We start from the raw sequence: 22,098 nt of genomic DNA, 5'->3' as shown, positions 1-22,098 counted from the left end.
CCGGTGCGCCACGGACGCCACGGACGACACAGGGATGAACGTCAGGTGGATTCGGTCCCTCCATCATCGCGCACCCCACGCCGAGGCAACCCGGCGGGCGATCTCGGCGTCTTCGAGGGCTGAGCACCCGCCGGGCCTGACCGGAGTGCGCCTCATGGGCGACGTAGGGACACCGTAAAGTGGCACGGTCGCCCGCCAGGGCGCAGCGCACAGCAGAACGGGGAGGGCGGTCGGATGCCGCAGACCGAGACACCGGGCACCGAGACGGCCCCGCGATCCCGGCTGCGCTGGTGGACCGAGCTGCCGCTGATCCTGCTGGTCTACGGCTGTTACTCGGCCGGCCGGCTCCTCGCGCGCGGAGACGTGCACAGCGCCGTCGACCACGGCCTGGCGATCCTGCGCGTCGAGAAGGCCCTGCACCTCAACGCCGAGCACCCGCTGAACCGGTTGTTCACGCGCGAGGCATGGCTCGGCGTACCGGCCGACTTCTGGTACGCCTCCCTGCACTACCTCGTCACGCCCGCCATCCTGATATGGCTGTTCCGCGCGCGCGGACGGCACTACCGCGCGGCCCGCACCTGGCTGATGACGTCCACGTTCATCGGTCTGATCGGCTTCACGCTGCTGCCGACCTGCCCGCCCCGCCTGCTCTCCGCCGGCCACGGCTTCGTGGACACGATGGCGCAGTACAGCGACTACGGCTGGTGGGCCGGCGAGGCCAGCGCCCCGCGCGGCATGGGCGGCATGACCAACCAGTACGCGGCGATGCCGAGCCTGCACGTCGGCTGGGCCCTGTGGTGCGGCGTGATGCTGTGGCGCCACGGCGGCACCCGTCTGACGAAGGTCCTCGGCGTCGCCTACCCGCTGCTGACCACGCTGGTGGTCATGGGCACCGCCAACCACTACTTCCTGGACGCGGTCGCGGGCGCCGCCGTCATGGGCGTCGGCTTCCTGCTCGCGCCGCGGGTGATGCGCGCCGCCGACCTGGTCCGCGCCCGACTGGTGCGCCGTACCGCACCGGCCGCGGCGGGCACGGGCTCCCCGATTGTCAGTGCCGGATGCCAGACTTCCCCGGGTGAGCGAATTCCACGGCAGCGCGAGTCCCGGCTCGACGCCGGGGCCGGACCGGACGCCTCCCCCAGCGACGCGGGCGAAGGCGCTCCGGCATCGGCTCGCTGAGCTGCGCGGACCCGACGTACCGGCCAAGTCCCTGGACGCGCGCGCCCTCGCGGCGCTCGCCGCGAACCCCGGCTGCGCCCGGCGTGCGGTCCTGGACGGCGCCGGGGTGGACAAGGCCCGGCTGGCCACAGCGCTGGGCGCCCCGTCCGGCTTCGGCCAGTCGCAGTTCGCGCTGACCCGGGGCAACGCCTTCGAGGCGCGGGTGAAGGCGGACGGCGGCGCGGAGCTGCTGCGGCTGGCGCACGCCCGGCTCGACCCGGGCGCCGAGCCGCCCGCCGGGGCGGCCGTACCCGACCTGACCGCGCACGGCCCCGAGGGGCGTACGGCGCGTACGGCGCTGGCGCTGCGCGAGGCCGCGCACTCCGGCGGCTGGACCCTGCTGGACCACCCCATGCTCGCCCTGGACGTGGCGGGGTCGCTCGCCTTCCTGGAGCCGGACGCGGTGGTGGTGCACCCGGACGGGAGCTGGTCGGTGGTGGAGATCAAGTCCTTCCCGATGGTGGACGGCGCGGCGGACCCGGCGAAGGTGGGCGCCGCGGCCCGCCAGGCGGCGGTGTACGTGCTGGCCCTTGAGGAGGTCGCCGCACGGCTCGATCCCGTCCCGCGCGTGCGGCACCGGGTGCTGCTGGTGTGCCCGAAGGACTTCTCCAACCTGGCGGCGGGCGCGGCCGTGGACGTCCGCAAGCAGCGCGCCGTCACCGCGCGCCAGCTCGCCCGGCTCACCCGGATCGAGGAGCTGACCGGTGCGCTGCCCGAGGGCACCTGCTTCGCGCCCGACCGGCCCGCCGAGGAGCTGACGGCGGCCGTGGCGGCGGTCCCCGCGAGCTATGCGCCCGAGTGCCTGTCCGCCTGCGAACTGGCCTTCCACTGCCGGGACCGGGCCCGCGCGCAGGGCGCGGTCACCCGCCTCGGCCGGCCCCTGCGGGCCGAGCTGGGCGGCCTGGCCACGGTCGAGGAGGTCCTCGCGGCGGCCCGCGGCGAGACGGGCGATCCCGCCGATCCGGCGGTGGCCGCGCTGCGCAGGACGGCGGCCCTGCGCGCCGAGGCCCTCCGGGCGGCCGACGAGGCGGCGGTCCTGGCCGCGGCGGCGCCCACGGCGGTGACCGCGTGTCCCTGATCACCGCACTCGCCCGCCTGGAAGCCGTCGACACCGGCCGGGCACAGCCGGCCGCGACCGTCCGGCACCGGCATCTGTCCGACCGCCCGCTGGTGTTCGTGCCGCTCACCACCGCCGGTGAGACCGGCGCCCCGCTCGGCGCGCTGGTCGGCACCGACCGGGACGCGCCCCGGCTGCTGGTCGTACCGCAGCCCCGCGACCGTGATCTGCGCTTCGCGTTCCTCGCCGACCTGGCCGATGTCGTCCTGCCGTACATCGACGCGTACGCGGAGTCCGTGGAGGCGGCCGAGCGCACCGAGACCGACCCGGAGACCGGCAAGCGGGTCAAGGTGGCGGCCGAGCTGTGCGCGGACGCGCCCCAGCTGATCGTGCCGAGCCGGGCGGGCCTGGACTTCGTACGGCTGCTGGGCCGTTCGACACGGTTCAGGCGCACCGCCGAGCAGGACCCGGACGCGCCCTATCCGGCGCCGCCCCGGGTGCCGCTGCTCGGCCGCTGGCTGACCCACTACGGCGAGCGGGCCCGGGTCCCCGGTTCCGCGCTGCTGCTCGCCCTGACCGATGTGCTCGCCCGGCACTGGGCGACCGGCCAGTCCGGCCTGGAGGACCAGCATCTGGGCGCGCTGCTCTCCTGGATCGACCCGCCCGGGGACCGCACGGGTGCCGAGGCGGCCCGCCGGGCGGAGCTGGAGCGGGACGCGTCCGGGCAGCTGTGGTGCCCGCCGGCCGGCCCCGCCACCGACCCGGCGTTCGACAACAAGCTGCTGGCCCCGGCGATCGAGCGGTACGACCGCGCGCGTACGGCCCTCGCCGCCGCCGAGGACCCCCTGGAGGCCGACGACCGGCTGGCCGCGCTCACCGCGGCCGAGCGGGACGTCCGCGCCCTGGTCGAGAGCCGCACCCGGCCCACCTGGGACGCGGTGTGGCGGGGACTCGACCTGCTGCGGGCGCTGCCGGAGGGCGCGCACGCGGAGGGGCGCTGGACCCGGGACCGCTGGTCGTTCACCGGGCACCGGGACCGGGTGCTGGCCGGCGAGCCGCCGCAGCCGCGCCGCGACGACGCGGTGACGGCGGCGAACAAGCTGGCCACGCGCGAGCGTGAGCAGGCCCGGCTGGAGGCGCAGGAGGCGCTGGACGATCCGCTGGTGATGGCGGGGCGGCGGCTGGCCGGGGAGGCGTTCGCGGGCGAGGTGACCGACGTCGTGATGGCGTACGGCGAGGGCAGGCGGCCGAGTCCGCGCCCGCTGGTGACCGTCCGCACGGAGGACCGCCCGCATCTCGCCGAGCGCGCGAAGGTGTACCGCTCACTGGGCGGCAGGCCCCAGTCGGCGGAGTGCGTCGGAGCCGAGGAGGAGGGCGTGCTGGTGCTGCGGATCCTGGACAAGATGGGCCGCGGCAAGGAGCCCGAACCGGGTTCCGTGCCGGAGAAGGGCGACCGGGTCTGCTTCACGCTCTTCGAGCACGAGCAGCGCGGCGGCGCGAAGCTGCCCGACCCGGAGGAGACCCCGTGGACGCACGGCGGCCCGCCGGGCGAGCGGACGCCGGAGGCGCCCGACGCCGTGACCGAGGAGGACGTGCTGTGACGACCGTCGGCTTCGACCCCGCGGCCGCCGCCGCCCGCGCCACCGACGCGATCCTCCACGACACGCTGCACGGCACCGAGCGCGGTGTGGTGGTGGACTCCCCGCCGGGCGCGGGCAAGTCGACCCTGGTGGTCCGCGCGGCCCTGGAACTCGCCGGTGCCGGGCGCCCGCTGATGGTGGTGGCCCAGACGAACGCGCAGGTGGACGACCTGGTGCTGCGCCTGGCCGAGAAGAACCCGGAGCTGCCCGTCGGCCGCCTGCACAGCAGCGACACCGACGCGTACGACAAGGCGCTGGACGAGCTGCCGCAGGTCCGCACGTCGGCGAAGGCGGCCGATCTGGCCGGTCTCCCGGTGGTCCTGTCCACCGCCGCGAAGTGGGCGCATGTGACGGTGGACGCGCCGTGGGGGCACGCCATCGTGGACGAGGCGTACCAGATGCGCTCCGACTCCCTGCTCGCCGTGGCCGGCCTGTTCGAGCGGGCGCTGTTCGTGGGCGACCCCGGGCAGCTCGACCCGTTCGCGATCGTCGGCAGCGAGCAGTGGGCGGGCCTGTCGTACGACCCGTCGGCCTCCGCCGTCACCACCCTCCTGGCGCACAACCCGGGCCTGCCGCAGCACCGCCTCCCGGTCTCCTGGCGGCTGCCGGCCTCCGCTGCGCCCCTGGTCTCGGACGCGTTCTACCCGTACACCCCGTTCCGCAGCGGCACGGCCCACGGCGACCGCCGCCTGGCCTTCGCCGTCCCCTCCGACGGCTCGGGCCCCGACCGGGTGATCGACGAGGCGGCGGAGTCCGGCTGGGGCCTGCTGGAGCTGCCCGCCCGGCACACCCCGCGCACGGACCCGGAGGCGGTGCGGGCGGTGGCGGCGGTGGTCCGGCGCCTGCTGGACCGGGGCGGCGCCGCGGTGTCGGAGCGCGCACCGGACCAGCCGGCCCCCCTCACCGCCGACCGCATCGCGGTGGGCACGGCCCACCGCGACCAGGCGGCGGCGGTCCGCGCGGCCCTCGCCGACCTCGGCGTACCGGACGTCACGGTCGACACGGCGAACCGCCTCCAGGGCCGGGAGTACGACGTGACGGTCGTCCTGCACCCGCTCTCCGGCCGCCCCGACGCCACCGCCTTCCACCTGGAGACCGGCCGCCTGTGTGTGCTGGCCTCCCGCCACCGCCACGCCTGCGTCGTGGTCTGCCGCGCGGGCGTCGCCGACCTCCTGGACGACTACCCCGCCACGGACCCCGTCCAGCTGGGCACGCTGGTGAAGTTCCCGGACGGCTGGGAGGCGAACCACGCGGTCCTGGCCCATCTGTCGGAGCACAGGGTGAGCTGGCGGCCGTGACACGACCCCCCGGTACCGGGCCGGCCTGCCGCCGGAGGCGGCCGATGAACACAGCCCGGACGGCCGGGAGGCGAACCACGCGGTCCTGGCCCGCCTCTCGGAGCACAGAGTGAGCCGGCGGCCATGAGGGCCCCTTGCGGGCACGCGGGAGAATGGACGGTGGCCCACCTGAAGGCGGTGCCCGCGAAACCGTACGAGGAGGAGACAAGACATGGCGGAGCCCACGCCGCGTCGTAACGAACCGCGGCTACGCCCCGCGCCCCTGCTCTTCGAGCCCATGGCGGCAGCCTCCGATCCCGAGCACTTCTTCGACCTGGAGTCGATCGAGGATCCGCGGACGCTGCTGGCCCGGGCGACGGAGCTGACCCAGGCGTTCCGCGCGGCGGCCGACCGGGCCATGGAGTTCCAGGCCATCGCCGCGGCCCAGCTCGCCGACCCGCGCCGGTTCGACCGGCTGACCCCGGCGGACATCGCCGAGCGGTCGGAGTGGACCGAGGACTACGCGAAGAAGATGGTCGAGTTCGGGCGGGACCTCCTGCGGGGCGAGGGCGAGGAGCGGACGCCCACCGATTCGCTGTAGCCGCCCGCCCGCCGGAGCCCACCGCGACGGCCCGTCCGCCGGGGCCCACCGCGAGGTCCCGCCCGCCGGAGCCCACCGCGACGGCCCGTCCGCGGGGGCCCACCGCGAGGGCCCGTCCGCGGGGCCCACCGGCCCCCGGAGCCCGCCAGCCCGCCGGCCCGCCGTGGCCGCTGCCCGCCGTAGCCCTCCGGCATATGCCAGGCGGGCAAGATACTCCTCCCGGTCGGACCCTGTCCCGGCTTTCGGCAACTTAGGGGAGTCGCCCGCTCACCGCAGGTACATGTGGATGTCATGAGCAGCCAACCGAACGTCACCCGCGTCGGCTCCGACGGAGTCGCCTGGCTCGCCTCGGCGGGAACCTACCCCCGCAGCACCCTCGCCCTGTGGGAGGAGCGCCCGGACGCCCCGGTCGTGCTGCCCTGCGGCACCGTCTTCGACGTGGTGAGCGCCCCCGCGACCTTCGGGCGCCGGATGCTGGACCGGCTGTGGGACGAGGGCCCGGGATCGGGGCCGGTCGCGGTGTTCCGGGGCCGGACGCTGCTGTTCACCGCCCCGGGCACGGCCCAGCGCCTGCCCTCGCTGCTGGCCTGGGAGGAGTGGGGGTCCCACCGGGCGCAGGCGGTGCCCCCGCTGCTGTGCCACGGCACCGGCGACGCGGTGACGGTGCCGCCCCCGGCCGGCGACGGCACCCCCGGCGCCGCCCGCTGGCTGGCCGCCCCCGACACCCGGCATCCCTGGCTGCCCGGACCCGAGGTGGTGCTGTGGGCGGCCGTGCGGGCGGCCCGTGCGGCCGTACGGATTTCGATTTTTCCTCCCGCCGACCATGATGCTAAGGTCTACGACGTCAGCAGGCGCCGCTAGCTCAGTTGGTTAGAGCAGCTGACTCTTAATCAGCGGGTCCGGGGTTCGAGTCCCTGGCGGCGCACGCGAAGGAAACGGCGGGTCCGGTTCGAAAGAATCCGGCCCGCCGTTTTCGTATACGTACGGCGCTCGCATGCGGCGCTCGCACACGGCGCCCCGCGGTCAGCTCTTCCTCCCCATCCCCGGTGTGATCTTCACCGTCCAGGTCCCCGACGCCGTGCGCGCCTCCGCCTCCACCCGCACGCCGTCCCCGGGCACGGTGAACCGCTCGCCGAGGGCGACCGGGGCGTCGGCGAGGGGCGGGTAGACCGAGTTCTCCCAGCAGGCCTCGGTGCGCGGATGGGCGTCCACGACCTGCACCGGACCCTCGCCGGACTCCGCGCCGCCGCGCACCCGGTAGACCAGGATCCCCTGGCGGCAGGAGGCGCGGTCGGCGCCGGCCGTGCCACGCGCCTCGAAGGCGAGGGCGCTGTCCTGGCCGGTGCGCACCACGGCGAGTTTGACGCCGTGCCCCAGGCCGAAGGCGGGAGCGCCGGCCGCGCCCCGCGCCGGGGCGCCCGGCCCGGCCTCCAGCGGCTCCAGGGTGAGGCGGGTCGGGCCGGCGCCGCGCACGCACGCCACCTGGCGCGGATCCAGCCAGCCCAGCCGCCACTTGTGCCAGCCGAACAGGTCGGGCGAGAGCCCGAACTGGCTGCCCATCAGGTCCCAGTCGCCGACGTAGGTGTCCCAGTCGCCCTTGCCGTCGACCGGGCGGTGGTAGAGATCGGGCAGGTCGAAGACATGGCCGGTCTCATGGGCGAGGACGAGACGGTCCGGGGGATGGCGCTCGAACACGGTGACGACCCGGCGGACGTCCGTGCCGTCCACCCGCAGGGGCGCGTCGAGGTTCACGACCTTCGTGGCGTCCGAGTCGACGCCGGGCGCGTCCGGATCGGCGACGAAGTACACGACCGGGTAGCGGGAGAAGTCGACCTCCTTGTCGGCCAGCGCGAACGCGTCGCGCAGATAGGCGGCCCGGTCCCCCGCGCTCCAGTCCCGCCTTATGGCGTACGACGTCGACGGGCGCGGCATCCGCAGCCAGTGCTTCAAGGGGTGGGGGCGGAGGGTAAACCTGCCATAGGAGGACCGCGCGTAGAAGTCGCTGGTGGCCGGGAAGTGATCGGCCGTCAGCTCGGCCGGAGTGGTGCGCGGGGTGGCGTCCGGGAAGGAGAGGAAGACCAGCACGGCGTCGAGCGTGCCGGTCGGGCGGGAGTAGGCGGGGCTCCAGGTGTCCACCCCTTCCGAGTGATGGGCCTCGGTCCGCTGGAGGGCGCAGGGGGCCGTCGAAAAAGGTTCGGCGGACGCCGGGCCGGAGAGGATCGAGGTCGCGGCGAGCGCCGACATCGTCGTGAACACGGCGGCGGTGCTGCGCAGCTTGGGCACGGACATGACCTCCGGATACAGTTCGCGGGACCCGCACCCAGATTGCTGGTGTTCGATGCTTTTTGCCCTGTTTACCTGCACCAGAAGGGTGAGTGCGCCCCACCGCACGCCGGCGCACCCCGGTACCCGACACCCCGAAACACTCACGGAACGTCACAACCGGTCGGGGGGCTGAAGAACCTGTCCAGGTGCGGGCAGAAACGATCTGTCGGAACCTGTGCTCTGTCCGGGAGACTGGAGAGTGGCTGGAAGGGCCCGGGGCCAGCCTCTATGATCGGCACACTTTCCGGCACGGACAGAGATCGAGTGCACTGCGGGAGCGAGCGGTGAGCGGAACCTCCGAAGGGCCGACGCCCGCGGCAGACCTCGACCGGTCAGCCGTCACAGACAGTCACCACACCACCTACCACCGTGTCTTCGCGACCGCCCCGCTCGCCATGGCGGTCGTGGCCCCCGAGGGTTTCGTCGTCAGCGCCAACGCCGCCCTCGGCGAGCTGCTCGGCACCGATCCGGACACGCTCACCGGGCGGGTCGCCGCCGATCTGGTGGACCTCGCGTCGGACGCCCGCAGCTGGCACGCCTACCGCGAGGTGCTGCGCGGCCGGCAGGCCAAGCTGCGCTGCACCCGCCGGCTCAAGCACCCCGAGGGGCACGCGGTGTGGGTGCAGATCACCGTCTCCCCGCTGACCGGAGGCGAGCCCGGCGTGCTGCTGTCGGTCGCCGACATCAGCGCCCGCCGTGAACTCCAGGCACGGCTGCGGCATTTGCAGATGCACGACCCGGTGACCCGGCTGCCCAACCGCACCCTGTTCTTCGAGCGGCTGACGGCCGCGCTGGAGGCGGAGTCGTACGAGCAGAGCGGCACCGGCCGGATCGGCCTGTGCTACCTGGACGTCGACGGCTTCAAGGCCGTCAACGACACCCTCGGCCACCGCGTCGGCGACCGGCTCCTCGCGGCCGTGGCCGAGCGCCTGACCCGGGTCGCCGACGAGACCGGGTACGCCCGCGCCGTCACCCCGCTGGTGGCCCGGCTCGGCGGCGACGAGTTCGCCCTGCTGGTCGAGGACTCCACCGGCACCGAACAGCTCGCGGATCTCGCCGAGTCGGCGCTGAAGGCCCTGGAGGAACCCTTCGACCTGGCCGGGCAGCGGCTCTCGCTCACCGCGTCCATCGGCGTCGTGGAGCGGCACGCGGCCGGGACGACGGCCACGGGGCTGATGCAGGCCGCCGACACGACCCTGTACTGGGCGAAGGCCGACGGCAAGGGCCGCTGGACCCTGTTCGACCCGGAGCGCAACGCACACCGCATGACCCGCCAGGCCCTGTCCTCCACCCTGCGACCCGCCATCGAGCGCGGCGAGTTCGCCCTGGACTACCAGCCGCTGGTGGCCATGGAGGACGGCCGGCTCAACGGCGTCGAGGCGCTGATCCGCTGGCATCACCCGCAGTTCGGCACGCTGACGCCGAATCGGTTCATCGGACTGGCCGAGGAGGACGGCTCGATCGTGCAGCTCGGCCGCTGGGCGCTGGCCACCGCCTGCCGGCAGGCCCGCCGCTGGCAGCTGGACCGCCCCGGCGAACCGCCCATCTTCGTCAGCGTGAACGTCGCCGTGCGCCAGGTGTGGGACTCGGACCTGGTGGCCGACGTCGCCGAGACCCTCGCCGAGACCGGGCTCGCCCCGCACCTCCTCCAGCTGGAGCTGACCGAGTCGGCGGTGATGGGCTCGGCCGGCCGGCCGCTCCAGGCCCTCCAGGCCCTCAGCGACATGGGCGTGCGCATCGCCATCGACGACTTCGGCACCGGCTACTCGAACCTGGCCTATCTGAGCCGGCTGCCGGTCTCCGCGCTGAAGCTGGACGGCTCCTTCGTCCGCGGCTTCCAGTACGAGGAGGCCGGCGCGGGGCCCATGCCCAACCCCGCCGACGAGGTCATCGTGGAGGCGATGATCCAGCTCGCCCACCGGCTCGGCCTGACGGTCACCGCGGAGTGCGTGGAGACCTCCGCCCAGGCCACCCGGCTGCGCCGGATCGGCTGCGACACCGGACAGGGCTGGCTGTACTCCCGCCCGGTGCCGCCGGATCGTATCTCCGAGCTGCTGGGGACGCAGACCTACGCGGTCGGCAACCCGTAGGCGTCCGCGATCAACTCGTAGGAGCGCAGGCGCAGTTCGCCGCGGTGGGCGTGGGTGGTGAGCATCAGCTCGTCGGCGCCGGTGCGCTTGTGCAGATCGTCGAGGCCGGAGCGGACCTCGTCGGCCGTGCCGTGCACGATGTTGGCCGTCCAGGAGGCGACGAACTCCTCCTCCATCGGGCTGAACTCGTGCTTCTCGACGTCCTCCGGGTCGGGGAACAGGCCCGGCCTGCCGGTGCGCAGCCGGAGCATGTTCAGCGCCACCGCCCGGGTCTGCCGGCGGGCCTCGCGCTCGTCGTCCGTCGCGATCGCGGAGACGCCGATGAGGGCGTACGGCTCGGACAGGACCGCGGAGGGCCGGAAGGTCTGCCGGTACAGGTCGAGGGCCGGGATGGTGTTCTGCGCGGAGAAGTGGTGCGCGAAGGCGAAGGGCAGGCCGAGCATGCCGGCCAGGCGGGCGCTGAAGCCGGAGGAGCCGAGCAGCCAGACGGGCGGTCGGTGCGCGGACTGGACACCGCCGGGGGCGCTGCCCTGGACCGGTCCGGGGATCGCGTGGATCCGGCCGTAGGGGTGCCCGTCGGGGAAGTCGTCGTCCAGGAACCGGATCAGCTCCGCGAGCTGCTGCGGGAAGTCGTCGGCGCCCTCGTTGAGGGTGTCGGTGCGGCGCAGGGCCGCGGCCGTGGCCCCGTCGGTGCCCGGCGCCCGGCCGAGCCCCAGGTCGACGCGGCCCGGGGCCATGGCCTCCAGCGTGCCGAACTGCTCGGCGATCACCAGCGGGGCGTGGTTGGGCAGCATGACGCCGCCCGAACCGAGCCGGATGCGGTCGGTGTGGGCGGCGAGGTGGGCGAGGATCACGGCCGGCGAGGAGGAGGCCACGCCGGGCATGGAGTGGTGCTCGGCGATCCAGTACCGGTGGAAGCCGCGCGCCTCGGCGAACCGGGCGAGCGTGACGCTGGTGCGCAGGGCGTCGGTGGCGGTACTGCCCGCGCCGACGGTCACCAGGTCCAGTACGGAGAGGGGGGCGGGGGCGGTGCCGCGGGTGGTGCCCCGGATCTCGTCTGCCTCGTCTGCCGACACGGTGTGGGCCTCCTGTTTCCGAGCTGTTCCGAGCGTGAATGTCCTCGGGGCGCTAACAGGAGGCGGTCCCCGGTTATTCCCGGGCGGGCCTGTCCGGCCGGCGGCGGCGGAGGCCGGCCGGAGCGCCGCTCACGCCTGCACCAGGGGCTCCCGGGTGAACAGGGTCCCCAGGGTGGGCGCGTTCACCCGCCGGTCCGCCAGCCGCAGGCCCTCCCACACGGTGACCTGGCTGGCCGTGAGCACCGGCTTGGAGAGGGCCTTCTCCAGCAGGGCGAGGTGGGCGGCGGTGTGCAGCGCCGGGTCCGGCAGCAGCACGGCCTCCGTGCCGGGGACGTCCGCGGCCCGCGCCAGCGTCAGCACGTCCTCCTCGCCCCAGGTGCCGGCCTCCGCCGCGGTGACGAGCCCGGCGGACCGCGTCCCGGTCACCTCGAGGCCGCCGGCCCGCAGGAAGTCCGCGAACAGCGCGGTGAGGTCCTCCGGGTAGGTCGCGCCCACGGCGACCCGGCGCAGCCCCAGCTCCCTGGCCGCGTGGACGAAGCCGAAGGAGGTCGCGGAGGCCGGCATCCCGGCCAGCCGGGCCAGCGCCCTGACCTGCTCCTGGGCGCCGTCCCAGCCGTCGGCGAAGCTGCCGCCCGCCCCCGCCCACACCACCGTCTCGGCACCGGCGAGCCGCAGCCCCTCCACGCCCTCGGCGAGCTGCTCGGCGGTGCCCGTCCCGCGCAGGACGTCCACCCCGCGGGTGTCCTCGGCGAAACCGGTGCGGCACAGGTCCACCCGGATGTCGCTGCCCAGGAGCTGCTCGATGCGGGGATAGTCGTTCTCGGCGAGAGAGCCCGGGGTGAGGACTCCGAGTGCGGTCATGACCGGCCTTCCTGCAGTTCTTCTCCGGTGGTGGGGGCCCGCGCGGGCGGCTGCGCCCGACAGGTCCCCCTCGCTCGGGTACCCAGTCGGCGCCGCACCGCGCACATCGTGACCTGGTTGGCCGACAAGCGGCCGGCCGCCGCCGGGCGGCCCCAGGAGCCGTCTCACGCCGGGAGACCGAAGGGCAACGCATCGTGGGTACGCCCGTGTTGACGCGGGGGGGTTGGGGTGCGAGCGTGGTCCATCCGCGCATGCCAGACGCCGGGAGCCGCCCCGCATGACGCCGACCGTGCTCGTTCTCGACGCCGACCCGCCGCCCCGGCTCGGACGGCTCACCGGCCACGCCCGGATCGTGCGCACGGACGCCGCGCACCTGGCCGAACGGCTGCCCGCCGCGGACGTACTGCTGGTGTGGGACTTCACCTCGCACGCGGTACGCCGGGCGTGGCCCGGGGGCGGGCCCCGGCCGCGCTGGGTGCACACGGCGAGTGCGGGCGTGGACCATCTGATGTGCCCGGCGCTGGCCGCGTCGGACACCGTGGTGACCAACGCGCGGGGCATCTTCGACCAGCCGATCGCCGAGTACGTGGCGGCCCTGGTGCTGGCGGTCGCCAAGGACCTGCCGCGCACCCTCGAGCACCAGCGGGAGCGGACCTGGCGGCACCGGGAGACGCGGCGGGTGGCGGGCACGCGCGCGTGCGTGGTGGGCACGGGCCCGGTCGGCCGGGCGATCGTGCGCACCCTGAAGGCCCTCGGCGTGACGACGGCGCTGGTCGGGCGGGTGCCGCGGACCGGGGTGCACGGCCCGGCCGATCTGGACCGGCTGGTCTCCCGCGCGGACTGGGTGATCGCGGCGGCGCCGCTGACCGAGCAGACCTCCGGCATGTTCGACGCGCACCGGTTCGGCGTGATGCAGCCCTCGGCGTTCTTCGTGAACGTCGGGCGCGGCGGTCTCGTCGACGAGGCGGCCCTTTCCCGGGCGCTGACCCGGCGCTGGATCGCGGGCGCCGCCCTGGACGTGTTCGCCACCGAACCCCTTCCGCCGGACAGCCCGCTGTGGGAGCTGCCGGGGCTGCTCGTGTCCCCGCACATGAGCGGCGACACGGTCGGCTGGCGGGACGAACTGAGCACGCAGTTCGTGGAGTTGTACGAGCGGTGGGCGGCGGGCAGATCCCTGCTGAACGTGGTCGACAAGACGCGCGGGTACGTGCCAGGCCACTGAGCCCCTGGGAGGGTGCATGCAGCTCACCGATCTGACCGCCGTCCAGCTCCTCGACGGGTACCGCAAGGGCGAGTTCAGCCCGGTGGAGGCGACCGGTCAGGCGCTGGAGCGGGCCCGGCGGATCCAGCCGGAGGTGAACGCGTTCGTGCGGCTCACCGAGGAGGACGCGCTCGCCCGGGCCCGGGAGTCGCAGGCGCGCTGGCGGCGCGGTGAGCCGGCCGGGCTGGTCGACGGGGTGCCGGTGACGGTCAAGGACCTCCTGCTGCTGCGCGGCCACCCCACGCTGCGCGGCTCCACGACCCTGTCCGAGCGGGGGGCCTGGGACGAGGACGCGCCCCCGGTGGCCCGGCTGCGCGAGCACGGCGCGGTCTTCCTCGGCAAGACCACGACACCCGAGTACGGCTGGAAGGGCGTCACCGACTCCCCGTTGACCGGGATCACCCGCAACCCGTACGACGGCACGCGCACCGCCGGCGGTTCGAGCGGTGGCAGCGCCGCTGCGGTCGCGCTAGGCGCGGGCCCGCTGTCGCTGGGCACGGACGGCGGCGGCAGCATCCGCATCCCGGCCGCGTTCTGCGGGGTCTTCGGGCTGAAGCCGACGTACGGCAGGGTGCCGCTGTATCCGGCGAGCCCGTTCGGCACGCTGTCGCACACGGGGCCGATGACCCGGGACGCGGCCGACGCGGCCCTGCTGCTCGATGTGATCGGCACGCCCGACCCGCGCGACTGGTCGGCGCTGCCGCCGGCGCCGGGCTCCTTCACCGAGGCGCTGCGGGGCGGGGTGCGGGGGCTGCGGGTGGCGTACTCGCCCTCGCTGGGCGGGCAGGTGGCGGTGCGGCCCGCGGTGGCCGCCGCGGTACGGCGGGCGGTGACCGCCCTCGCGGCCCTCGGGGCGTACGTCGAGGAGGCCGACCCGGACTTCAGCGACCCGGTGGAGGCGTTCCACACCCTGTGGTTCAGCGGCGCGGCCCGGCTGACCCAGAGTTTCCCGCCGCACCGCAGGCGGCAACTGGATCCGGGGCTGCGGGAGATCTGCGCGCGGGGCGCCCGGACGAGCGCGCTGGAGTATCTGGCCGCGGTGGACGTGCGCACGCACCTCGGCCGCCGGATGGGCCGCTTCCACGAGCGGTACGACCTGCTGGTGACACCGACCCTGCCGCTGACCGCGTTCGAGGCGGGCGAGGAGGTGCCGAGGGGCTCCGCCTTCCGGCGCTGGACGGGGTGGACGCCGTTCACCCACCCCTTCAACCTCACCCAGCAGCCGGCCGCCTCGGTGCCGGTGGGCACGGACGGGGACGGCCTGCCGGTCGGGATGCAGATCGTCGCCGCCCGGCACCGGGACGATCTGGTGCTGCGGGCGGCGCACGCGCTGTACGAGGCGGGGGCGGCCGGCGTGGCCCCGCCGGCCACCGGCTGAACCGGCGGCATATACGCCGGCACATCGGCGCAAAAACGATGTTTGCCGCATCGTAGGAGAGTGCCGTACAACCCCTGACGGGGGCCGGGCGGCCCCCGGGATCGGGGCGCATAGCCCGGTTGCGCCTGGGTAGCCGCGCCGCCATGGCTCCAGCACTTGGGAACGACGTACACACCATCCGGCCGGAACGCAGACACAGCCGGCGCTCGGTGCTCGCCGGGATCGCGGCCGTCGGCGCGCTGGGCGCCGCCGGCTGTACGCGGGTGGCCTCGGCGTCCGGCAAGGACGGCGGCGATCTGCTGGAACGGCTGCGCGCGCAGGGGGTCGTACGGCTCGGGATCGCCGGTGAGATCCCCTTCGGGTACATCGACAAGGACGGGCAGCTCACCGGCGAGGCACCCGAACTGGCCAAGGCCGTCTTCAAGCGGCTCGGGGTGGACCGGGTGCAGCCGGTGCCGACGGAGTTCGGCTCGCTGATACCCGGGCTGAACGCCCAGCAGTTCGACGTGGTCGCCGCGGGCATGTACGTCACCCCGGACCGCTGCCGGCAGGTGATCTTCGCGGATCCCGACTACCGGATGCCGGACGCCTTCGTCGTCCGCAAGGGCAACCCCCTGGGGCTGCGCACCTACGCCGACGCGCTGCGCCGGCACGCCAAGGTGGCCACCGGGACCGGGTACGCGCAGATCCAGCACGCCGTGGAGGCGGGCTACCGGGAGAACGACCTCGTCATCGTCCCGGACCAGGTCGCCGGGCTGAACGCGGTGGAGTCGGGGCGGGTCGACCTGTTCACGGCCACGGCCGTCACCGCCCGGCTCGTGGCGCGCGGCTCCGCCAAGGCCGAGTCGACGAAACCGTTCGTGGCGCTGGTCGACGGCAAGCCGAAGGCGGACGGCGGCGCGTTCGCGTTCCGGCCGTCCGAGACCCGGCTCAGGGACGCCTTCAACGCCGAGCTGCACAAGCTGCGCCGCACCGGCGAGCTGTACCGGATCATGCGGCCCTTCGGCTTCACCAAGGCCGAGATGACGACGATGACCGCGAAGGAGCTGTGCGGCTCATGACTCCGGGACTCTGGGAACTCGTCCTCCACGGCATAGGCACCACGCTCCAGTTGCTGGTGTACAGCGCGCTGCTGGCCGTCGCCGTCTCGTTCGCCGTCGGTGCCGCGCGCACCCACCGCTCGCGGCTCGTCCGCTTCCTCGCCGCCTGCTACACCGAGGTGTTCCGGGGCATCTCGGCGCTGGTGATGATCTTCTGGGTGTTCTTCGTGCTGCCGATCGCCTTCGGCTGGCAGCTGGTGCCGATGTGGGCCGGCACGCTCGCCCTCGGCCTCACCTACGGCGCGTACGGCTCGGAGATCGTGCGCGGCGCCCTGCAGGCGGTGGACCCGGCCCAGCGCGAGGGCGGCATCGCGCTGGGCTTCTCGCCCTGGCAGCGGCTCCGGCTGATCCTGCTGCCGCAGGCGGTGCCGGAGACGATCCCGTCCTTCTCCAACCTGCTGGTCGAGCTGCTCAAGGGCACCGCCCTCGTGTCCATCACGGGCATGGGCGACCTGGCCTTCAGCGGCAACCTGGTCCGCCTCGCCCTCCAGCAGAGCGGCCAGATCTACACGTATCTGCTGCTGATCTATTTCGTGATCGCGTTCGCGCTCACCCGCGGCATGCGGGGCCTCGAACGCCGGCTGAAGGCGGGGGTGGCCCGATGAACTGGGACTGGGGAGCCGTCTCCGATTTCCTGCCCTACTTCTGGAAGGGCCTGGTCGTCACCCTGGAGGCACTGGCCCTGGGGTCGCTGATCTCGTTCGCGCTGGGGCTGGTATGGACCCTGCTGCTGCGGACGCCGACCCGCTGGGTGCGCTGGCCGGTGGGGGTCTTCACGGAGTTCGTGCGGGACACCCCGCTGCTGGTGCAGCTGTTCTTCCTGTTCTACGTGCTGCCCGAGGCGGGCGTGACGCTGTCCCCGCTGGCCACCGGTGTCCTCGGGCTCGGGCTGCACTACTCGACGTACACGATGCAGGTCTACCGGGCCGGCATCGAGGCGGTGCCGGCGGGCCAGTGGGAGGCCGCGACGGCGCTGAGCCTGCCCGTGCGGCGGACCTGGACCTCGGTGATCCTGCCGCAGGCCGTCCGCCGCGTGGTGCCGCCGCTCGGCAACTACGTCATCTCGATGCTGAAGGACACGCCGATGCTGATGACGATCGGCGTGCTGGAGATGCTGGGCCGGGCCCGGCTCGTCTCCCAGCAGCACTTCCAGTTCACCGAGCCCCTGACGGTGATCGGGGTCGCCTTCATCGTCGTCTCGTATCTGGCCTCCCTTCTTCTGCGCACCCTGGAGCGACGCCTTGTCCGTTGAGACCAGCAAGCAGCCGGCCCTGACCGGCACCCGGCCGACCGAACTGATCCGCCTGGAGAACGTGACCAAGCGGTTCGGCGACAACACCGTCCTCGACGGCCTGGACCTGTCCGTGGACGCGGGCCGGCACGTCACGCTGATCGGGCCCTCCGGCTCCGGCAAGACCACGATCCTCAGACTGCTGATGACCCTCGCCAAGCCGGACGAGGGCACGATCACCGTCGACGGACAGCGGCTGTTCCCGGCGCCCGAGCGGGAGGTCCGGGAGGTCCGCAAGAAGATCGGGATGGTGTTCCAGCAGTTCAACCTGTTCCCGAACATGTCCGTGCTGCGGAACATCACCGAGGCCCCGGTCCGGGTGCTCGGCCTGCCGAAGGACGAGGCCGAGGCACGGGCCCGGGAGCTGCTCGACCTGGTGGGCCTGGCCGACAAGTGCGACGCGAAGCCCACCCGGCTCTCCGGCGGCCAGCAGCAGCGGGTGGCGATCGCGCGGGCACTGGCGATGCAGCCCCGGGTGCTGCTGCTGGACGAGGTGACCTCCGCGCTCGACCCGGAGCTGGTCGCGGGCGTGCTCGACCTGCTCAGGGACATCGCGCGCAGCACCGACATCACGATGCTGTGCGTGACCCACGAGATGGGGTTCGCCCGGGACATCTCCGACCAGGTGCTGATGTTCGACGCGGGCCGGGTGATCGAGGCCGGTCCGCCGGAGCAGATCTTCGGCGACCCGGAGCGGGAGCGTACCCGTGAGTTCATCAGCGCGGTCCTGTGAACGCGGGCGGCGGGGCGGGGGCGGAGGAGAACGACCGAGGTCGAACCGCTGGGGCATGACCCTGGCATATGCCAGAGGATCTCCGCCCCAGCTGACGGGCGGGCGGGTACGGCACGATCTCGCCAACCCCCTCTCGGTCGCGGCCCTTTCACAGCTATCGTGGAGACGATCCGACGACCCGGATCGCGGCCGAGGGGGACCGACATGAGGATCGAGCCGACCGCCCCGTACCACTCCGCCCAGGACGCGCTGCGCGTCCTGGAGACCGTGGCCCGGCACCCCGCCGGCGTCACCGACACCGAGCTGGCCGGCCGCACCGGTCTCGGCCCCGAGCGCCTCACCGCCCTGCTGCGCATGCTGCGCCGGGAGGGCTATGTGGAGCAGATCACCGACGGGGCGTACGTCACCGGCGACACCCTGCGCCGCCTCACCTCGGCGCACGACCGGGAGCGGGCTCTGCGCGACAAGCTCCAGCACACCCTGGACCGGCTGCGGGACTCCGTCGGCGCCGCCGTGTACATGAGCCGGTACGTGGACGGCGAGGTCCGGGTCACCCAGTACGCCGCCGGGCCGGGCACCCCCGCGGTCAACGAGTGGGTGGACTTCCGCTACTCCGCGCACGCCACCGCCGTCGGCAAGAGCCTGCTGACCCAGCTCGACCACAACGCCCGCCGCGACCACCTCTCCCGGCACAAGATGGCCCGCCTCACCTCGCGCACCATCACCAGCGACAAGCTGCTGCTGTCGCGTCTGGAGTCCCAGCCGGCGACGGTTCCGGTGCTCGATCTCCAGGAGTACGCGATCGGCACGGTCTGCGCGGCCGTCCCGATCACCGCGGGCTCCTCGGTGGGCTGCCTGGCGCTCTCCCTGCCGGTGGAGCACGCGCACCGGCTGAAGCAGGCGGCGGACGCGCTGAACCGCAGCGCCGCGCCGGTGCTGCTGTCCCTGACGATCTAGCCGGCGGTCCGGGCGTGGTCCGGGGCGGTCATCAGCACCCTCGTGGACCGGGTAGTATTTTCTTCGTCGCCGCCCGCGGGAACAAAAACCACGGGAGGCGAGAGTCATGCGCCGCTAGCTCAGTTGGTTAGAGCAGCTGACTCTTAATCAGCGGGTCCGGGGTTCGAGTCCCTGGCGGCGCACAGATGAAGGGCCCTTCGCGGGAGCGAGGGGCCCTTCGGCGTCCTCCGCCGTCAGCCTCCGGTAGACCCCCTCCCCCGGCGGGCGCCACCACACCGGGTCCGCGCATCCGATCCCCTCCTGCCGCAGCAGCGCCCGGTGGATCTTGTTCGTCGCCGTCACCGGCATCCGCCCGCACACCCGCACGAACCGGGGTGCCATCTTCGTTCCCAGGTCGGGCTGGGCGGCGAGGAAGTCCGCGAAGCCCGCCGGGTCGAAGGACCCGGCGATGGCCGCCATCACCTGGTCCCCGGTCACCGGGTCCGGCACGCCGTACACGGCGACGGCCGCCGCGCCCTCGTACCGGGCGACGATGTTCTCGATCACCGCGGCGGCGAGGTTCTCCCCGTCGACGCGGATCCGGTCGGCCGTGCGGCCCGCGAAGTACAGGTAGCCGGCCGGGTCCCGGTAGAAGAGGTCACCCGTCCAGTACGCGCCGCCACGGCGCCGCTCCGCCTCGGCGGCCGGGTTGCGCCAGTAGCCCTCGAAGGGGTTCGGCGCCCGGTTGACCAGCTCGCCGATCGCCTCCCGGCCGTTGAGCAGCCGCCCGGACCCGTCGAGGACGGCACGCGGGCACTCCCGGCCGGTGGCCGGGTCCAGCACCGCGAGGCCGGGCGCGGCCGGACCCACCGCTCCCGCCGGTGTCCCGGGCGCCCACTGGATCGCCGCCCCGCCCTCGGAGGAGCCGTACCCCTCCACCAGCCGCACCCCGAAGCGCTGTTCGAAGGCCGCAGCGTCGACCGCGCCGGCCTCCGTGCCGAAGCCGAGCCGCAGCGGGTTGTCCCGGTCGTCGGGGCGCGGCTCGGTGGCGAGGACGTACTGGACCGCCCGGCCGACGTAGGTGAAGTAGGTCGCGCGGTAGCGGCGTACGTCGGACAGGAAGCCTGAGGCCGAGAAGCGCCGGCGCAGCGCCACCCCGGCGCCGGCGGCCAGCGCGGGCGCCCAGTCCGCGATCACCGCGTTGCCGTGGAACATCGGCATGCAGATGTAGTGCACATCGTCCGGGCCCACCGCGAACTGCCGGACCAGAGCCTGCCCGGCCGCCGCGAGCCGGCCCTGGGAGCAGAGCGCGGCCTTCGGGGCGCCGGTGGAGCCGGAGGTGAAGTACAGCAGCAGCCGGTCGGCCGGGGCGGCGCGGGACGGGTCGGGCACGGCGCCGGCGTAGGGGGCGAGCAGGGCGGCGTACTCCGGGGTGCCGGTGACGAGCAGCCGGACGCCGGGCAGGTCGAGCCCGGCCAGCAGGGGCAGGTGGGCCCGCTCGGTGATCAGCAGCGGGCATTCGGTGTGCCGGATGTCCCGGGCCAGTTCGGGGCCGCGCCGGGTGGGGTTGACGCCGGCGACGGCCGCGCCGGCGAGGGCAGCGGCGCCGATCCAGAGCGGGAACTCCTCGGTGTTGTCGAGCAGCACCCCGACGTGCGGGACGGCACCGGGCGGGAGCAGGTCGGCCAGCAGCGCGGCCCGGGCGGCGGCGCCCGCGGCCACCTCGTGGTGCGTGAGCACCCGGTCCTCGTGCCACAGGCCCGGCCGGTGGTCACCCCAGCGCGCCGCGACCAGCGCGGCGACCGTGCGCGGCATGGACTCCATGGACGGGCACGGTAACTGACGTGGCGTCAGATGGGGAGGGTCACGGCATGAGGCCGTTCGACTCGGCGAAGATCTCATGGGCGACGAGCATGAAGCCGACGCAGAAGGCGCCGGCCACGCCGAGGAAGACCAGCCCGCAGCCGGTGCCGGCGACGAGCCTGCCGGGCGCCGGCGGCTTGGCGGTGGCCTGCTGGGGCAGCTCCGGGAGGTAGTGCACGGTCGCGAAGTCGCCCTCCAGGACGGTCGCCGGGCCGCCCTCCTCCTCGAAGCGGACGGTGCGGCCGTCACGGGCGCGGAACTCGTAGACGTGGTGCAGGGTCGTGTGCACGGAGGTGTCCCCGCCGCCCCCGCTGGTCGTCGTGTACATCCGCAGGCAGCGGGCCTCGGCGGTCAGACCGTGCGTCCAGGTCCTGTTGATCCGCCGGGCGCGGCGGACCAGCAGGTACGCGGCGTACCCGAAGCCCGCCAGCATGAGGCAGGGCACGGCGTAGAAAAGCGTCTCGATCATGAGGTCCCCCGAGGTCGGTACGCCTGCCCCGCTCGGCCGGCGTGCGAGGAACGTACCCAGCCGGCGGGGTGCGCGGCCTCAAGAGAAGCTCAGTATCAGGATCGGGACATTCGGCCCGCCCGCGCGGGAGGCGGATCACGCGGGGACCGTACGTGCGCCGGCGGCCGGAAGACCGGCACCGGCGCACGCGGACCCCGCGCCGACGGGGATCAGAACGTGACGTCCGAGCAGGCGTAGAACGCGTTGCCCGTGTCGGCGATCGTCCACACCGCGACGATGACGTGATGCCCGCTCAGGCCGGACGGCAGGGTGCCGCTGTGGCTGAGCGTGGCCGGCGGACGCTGGCCGTTGTAGGGCACCGTCAGGAACGGGGTGAGGTTGAGGTCCGAGCGGGCGAGGTTGTGGTTCTGGTTCCAGCCCGCCTTGGTGACGTAGTACTTGAAGTCCGTCGTGGCGTGCATGGCGGTGAACTGCCAGCGGAAGGTGTACGACTGGCCGCCCGTCACCTTGGTGGTGGGCCAGGCCGCGCCCGACGGGGTCTTCGGCGCGCTGAGCTGGGCGAACTGGCTCAGTCCGCCGTTGCAGATCTGGCCGTCGGCGGGACCGCCGGCCGGGAAGCCCTTCGGGCCCTCGACGCTCTGCGGCTCCCACTGGATCTGGCCGCAGTTCGTGACGGTGCCGTTCTGGCAGAGCTTCTGCCTGCTGATGGGGAGGTCGGTGTAGCCGTGGCCGCTGGCACCGCCGGTGGAGAGCGCGAACGCTCCGGCGGTGACCGCGCCCAGTACGACCGCGGACAACTTGGTCTTGGTGCGCATGCTGCCGCTCCTGGGGAACGTGGGGAGTTCGGTGAGCCGTGCAGGTAGGTCTAGACCAAGCCTCAGATTATTGCCGGTAGTTGAACATGTCCATACCAATCGCGGGA

Annotated in this window: 20 protein-coding genes and 2 tRNA genes; 16 read left to right on the top strand and 6 right to left on the bottom strand. The window is 73.8% G+C overall.

Annotated features, from left to right (window positions below):
• Positions 1 to 234: 234 nt before the first annotated feature.
• From ACF073_RS28165 to ACF073_RS28135, 7 genes are all read left to right on the top strand, one after another.
• On the top strand, positions 235 to 1,179 hold the full coding sequence (locus tag ACF073_RS28165; RefSeq protein WP_392074182.1) for a phosphatase PAP2 family protein: 945 nt from the start codon (positions 235 to 237) through the stop codon (positions 1,177 to 1,179).
• Positions 1,076 to 2,296, top strand: coding sequence for a hypothetical protein (locus ACF073_RS28160; RefSeq protein ID WP_392074181.1), 1,221 nt, complete (start codon positions 1,076 to 1,078; stop codon positions 2,294 to 2,296). The genes ACF073_RS28165 and ACF073_RS28160 overlap by 104 nt, the downstream gene beginning before the upstream one ends.
• Complete coding sequence (locus ACF073_RS28155; RefSeq protein ID WP_392074180.1) at positions 2,287 to 3,876, top strand: hypothetical protein; 1,590 nt, start codon at positions 2,287 to 2,289, stop codon at positions 3,874 to 3,876. The genes ACF073_RS28160 and ACF073_RS28155 overlap by 10 nt, the downstream gene beginning before the upstream one ends.
• Entirely contained in the window at positions 3,873 to 5,213 is a 1,341-nt protein-coding gene (locus ACF073_RS28150) for an AAA domain-containing protein (RefSeq protein WP_392074179.1), read from the top strand. The genes ACF073_RS28155 and ACF073_RS28150 overlap by 4 nt, the downstream gene beginning before the upstream one ends.
• Positions 5,214 to 5,424: 211 nt before the next feature.
• The gene (locus tag ACF073_RS28145) at positions 5,425 to 5,793 is read left to right on the top strand and encodes a hypothetical protein (RefSeq protein ID WP_392074178.1); all 369 of its coding nucleotides are present in this window, start codon (positions 5,425 to 5,427) and stop codon (positions 5,791 to 5,793) included.
• A gap of 291 nt (positions 5,794 to 6,084) precedes the next feature.
• Positions 6,085 to 6,654 carry a bifunctional DNA primase/polymerase gene (locus ACF073_RS28140; RefSeq protein WP_392074177.1) on the top strand — a complete coding sequence of 190 codons (570 nt, stop codon included), beginning with the start codon at positions 6,085 to 6,087 and terminating at the stop codon, positions 6,652 to 6,654.
• Positions 6,645 to 6,718, top strand: a tRNA-Lys gene (locus ACF073_RS28135). The genes ACF073_RS28140 and ACF073_RS28135 overlap by 10 nt, the downstream gene beginning before the upstream one ends.
• A gap of 98 nt (positions 6,719 to 6,816) precedes the next feature.
• Here ACF073_RS28135 and ACF073_RS28130 read toward each other — a convergent pair.
• On the bottom strand, positions 6,817 to 8,082 hold the full coding sequence (locus ACF073_RS28130) for a M6 family metalloprotease domain-containing protein (protein ID WP_392074176.1): 1,266 nt from the start codon (positions 8,080 to 8,082) through the stop codon (positions 6,817 to 6,819).
• A gap of 320 nt (positions 8,083 to 8,402) precedes the next feature.
• Between ACF073_RS28130 and ACF073_RS28125 the strand changes: the two genes are divergently transcribed.
• Positions 8,403 to 10,208, top strand: coding sequence for a putative bifunctional diguanylate cyclase/phosphodiesterase (locus tag ACF073_RS28125; RefSeq protein ID WP_392074175.1), 1,806 nt, complete (start codon positions 8,403 to 8,405; stop codon positions 10,206 to 10,208).
• Here the strand turns inward: ACF073_RS28125 and ACF073_RS28120 are convergent.
• A complete protein-coding gene (locus ACF073_RS28120) occupies positions 10,187 to 11,284 on the bottom strand; it encodes an LLM class flavin-dependent oxidoreductase (RefSeq protein WP_392074174.1) in 1,098 nt (365 codons plus the stop codon). The genes ACF073_RS28125 and ACF073_RS28120 overlap by 22 nt on opposite strands.
• Before the next feature lie 129 nt (positions 11,285 to 11,413).
• Positions 11,414 to 12,145 (bottom strand): decarboxylase, encoded by a 732-nt coding sequence (locus ACF073_RS28115; RefSeq protein WP_392074173.1) that lies wholly within the window; start codon positions 12,143 to 12,145, stop codon positions 11,414 to 11,416.
• A 277-nt stretch (positions 12,146 to 12,422) separates the two neighbouring features.
• Between ACF073_RS28115 and ACF073_RS28110 the strand changes: the two genes are divergently transcribed.
• From ACF073_RS28110 to ACF073_RS28075, 8 genes are all read left to right on the top strand, one after another.
• The gene (locus ACF073_RS28110) at positions 12,423 to 13,367 is read left to right on the top strand and encodes a D-2-hydroxyacid dehydrogenase (RefSeq protein ID WP_392074172.1); all 945 of its coding nucleotides are present in this window, start codon (positions 12,423 to 12,425) and stop codon (positions 13,365 to 13,367) included.
• Positions 13,368 to 13,383: 16 nt separating this feature from the next.
• A complete protein-coding gene (locus ACF073_RS28105) occupies positions 13,384 to 14,784 on the top strand; it encodes an amidase (protein ID WP_392074171.1) in 1,401 nt (466 codons plus the stop codon).
• Between the two features lie 143 nt (positions 14,785 to 14,927).
• Positions 14,928 to 15,845, top strand: coding sequence for an ectoine/hydroxyectoine ABC transporter substrate-binding protein EhuB (ehuB, locus tag ACF073_RS28100; protein ID WP_392074170.1), 918 nt, complete (start codon positions 14,928 to 14,930; stop codon positions 15,843 to 15,845).
• Positions 15,842 to 16,489: an ectoine/hydroxyectoine ABC transporter permease subunit EhuC gene (gene ehuC, locus ACF073_RS28095; protein ID WP_392074169.1), complete on the top strand. Its 648-nt coding sequence runs from the start codon at positions 15,842 to 15,844 to the stop codon at positions 16,487 to 16,489. The genes ehuB and ehuC overlap by 4 nt, the downstream gene beginning before the upstream one ends.
• Positions 16,486 to 17,136, top strand: coding sequence for an ectoine/hydroxyectoine ABC transporter permease subunit EhuD (gene ehuD, locus ACF073_RS28090; RefSeq protein ID WP_392074168.1), 651 nt, complete (start codon positions 16,486 to 16,488; stop codon positions 17,134 to 17,136). Before ehuC ends, ehuD begins: the two co-directional genes overlap by 4 nt.
• Positions 17,126 to 17,908, top strand: coding sequence for an ectoine/hydroxyectoine ABC transporter ATP-binding protein EhuA (gene ehuA, locus ACF073_RS28085; protein ID WP_392074167.1), 783 nt, complete (start codon positions 17,126 to 17,128; stop codon positions 17,906 to 17,908). Before ehuD ends, ehuA begins: the two co-directional genes overlap by 11 nt.
• A gap of 204 nt (positions 17,909 to 18,112) precedes the next feature.
• The gene (locus tag ACF073_RS28080) at positions 18,113 to 18,865 is read left to right on the top strand and encodes an IclR family transcriptional regulator (protein ID WP_392074166.1); all 753 of its coding nucleotides are present in this window, start codon (positions 18,113 to 18,115) and stop codon (positions 18,863 to 18,865) included.
• Positions 18,866 to 18,973: 108 nt separating this feature from the next.
• Positions 18,974 to 19,047, top strand: a tRNA-Lys gene (locus ACF073_RS28075).
• Here ACF073_RS28075 and ACF073_RS28070 read toward each other — a convergent pair.
• The 3 genes from ACF073_RS28070 to ACF073_RS28060 form a co-directional block, all read right to left on the bottom strand.
• Positions 19,013 to 20,668: an AMP-binding protein gene (locus tag ACF073_RS28070; protein WP_392074165.1), complete on the bottom strand. Its 1,656-nt coding sequence runs from the start codon at positions 20,666 to 20,668 to the stop codon at positions 19,013 to 19,015. The two genes, ACF073_RS28075 and ACF073_RS28070, sit on opposite strands and share 35 nt — an antisense overlap.
• 40 nt (positions 20,669 to 20,708) lie before the next feature.
• Positions 20,709 to 21,173, bottom strand: a complete 465-nt coding sequence (locus ACF073_RS28065; RefSeq protein WP_392074305.1) for a DUF3592 domain-containing protein — start codon at positions 21,171 to 21,173, stop codon at positions 20,709 to 20,711.
• Positions 21,174 to 21,385: 212 nt separating this feature from the next.
• A complete protein-coding gene (locus ACF073_RS28060; protein ID WP_392074164.1) occupies positions 21,386 to 21,991 on the bottom strand; it encodes a lytic polysaccharide monooxygenase in 606 nt (201 codons plus the stop codon).
• Positions 21,992 to 22,098: the final 107 nt, after the last annotated feature.

The organism is Streptomyces sp. NPDC015171 (assembly GCF_043079545.1).
In the GTDB taxonomy this organism is placed as follows: Bacteria; Actinomycetota; Actinomycetes; order Streptomycetales; family Streptomycetaceae; genus Streptomyces.
Note: the sequence above shows the minus strand (reverse complement) of the source record. Positions and strands in the feature narration are given on the sequence as shown.

Bases quoted from the DNA above. Each gene is read 5' to 3' on its own strand.
- ACF073_RS28165 (WP_392074182.1), top strand. From the start codon at position 235: ATGCCGCAGACCGAGACACCGGGCACCGAGACGGCCCCGCGATCCCGG.
- ACF073_RS28145 (WP_392074178.1), top strand. From the start codon at position 5,425: ATGGCGGAGCCCACGCCGCGTCGTAACGAACCGCGGCTACGCCCCGCG.
- ACF073_RS28140 (WP_392074177.1), top strand. From the start codon at position 6,085: ATGAGCAGCCAACCGAACGTCACCCGCGTCGGCTCCGACGGAGTCGCC.
- ACF073_RS28130 (WP_392074176.1), bottom strand. From the start codon at position 8,082: ATGTCCGTGCCCAAGCTGCGCAGCACCGCCGCCGTGTTCACGACGATG.
- ACF073_RS28115 (WP_392074173.1), bottom strand. From the start codon at position 12,145: ATGACCGCACTCGGAGTCCTCACCCCGGGCTCTCTCGCCGAGAACGAC.
- ACF073_RS28110 (WP_392074172.1), top strand. From the start codon at position 12,423: ATGACGCCGACCGTGCTCGTTCTCGACGCCGACCCGCCGCCCCGGCTC.
- ACF073_RS28105 (WP_392074171.1), top strand. From the start codon at position 13,384: ATGCAGCTCACCGATCTGACCGCCGTCCAGCTCCTCGACGGGTACCGC.
- ehuB (WP_392074170.1), top strand. From the start codon at position 14,928: ATGGCTCCAGCACTTGGGAACGACGTACACACCATCCGGCCGGAACGC.
- ehuC (WP_392074169.1), top strand. From the start codon at position 15,842: ATGACTCCGGGACTCTGGGAACTCGTCCTCCACGGCATAGGCACCACG.
- ehuD (WP_392074168.1), top strand. From the start codon at position 16,486: ATGAACTGGGACTGGGGAGCCGTCTCCGATTTCCTGCCCTACTTCTGG.
- ACF073_RS28080 (WP_392074166.1), top strand. From the start codon at position 18,113: ATGAGGATCGAGCCGACCGCCCCGTACCACTCCGCCCAGGACGCGCTG.
- ACF073_RS28070 (WP_392074165.1), bottom strand. From the start codon at position 20,668: ATGGAGTCCATGCCGCGCACGGTCGCCGCGCTGGTCGCGGCGCGCTGG.
- ACF073_RS28060 (WP_392074164.1), bottom strand. From the start codon at position 21,991: ATGCGCACCAAGACCAAGTTGTCCGCGGTCGTACTGGGCGCGGTCACC.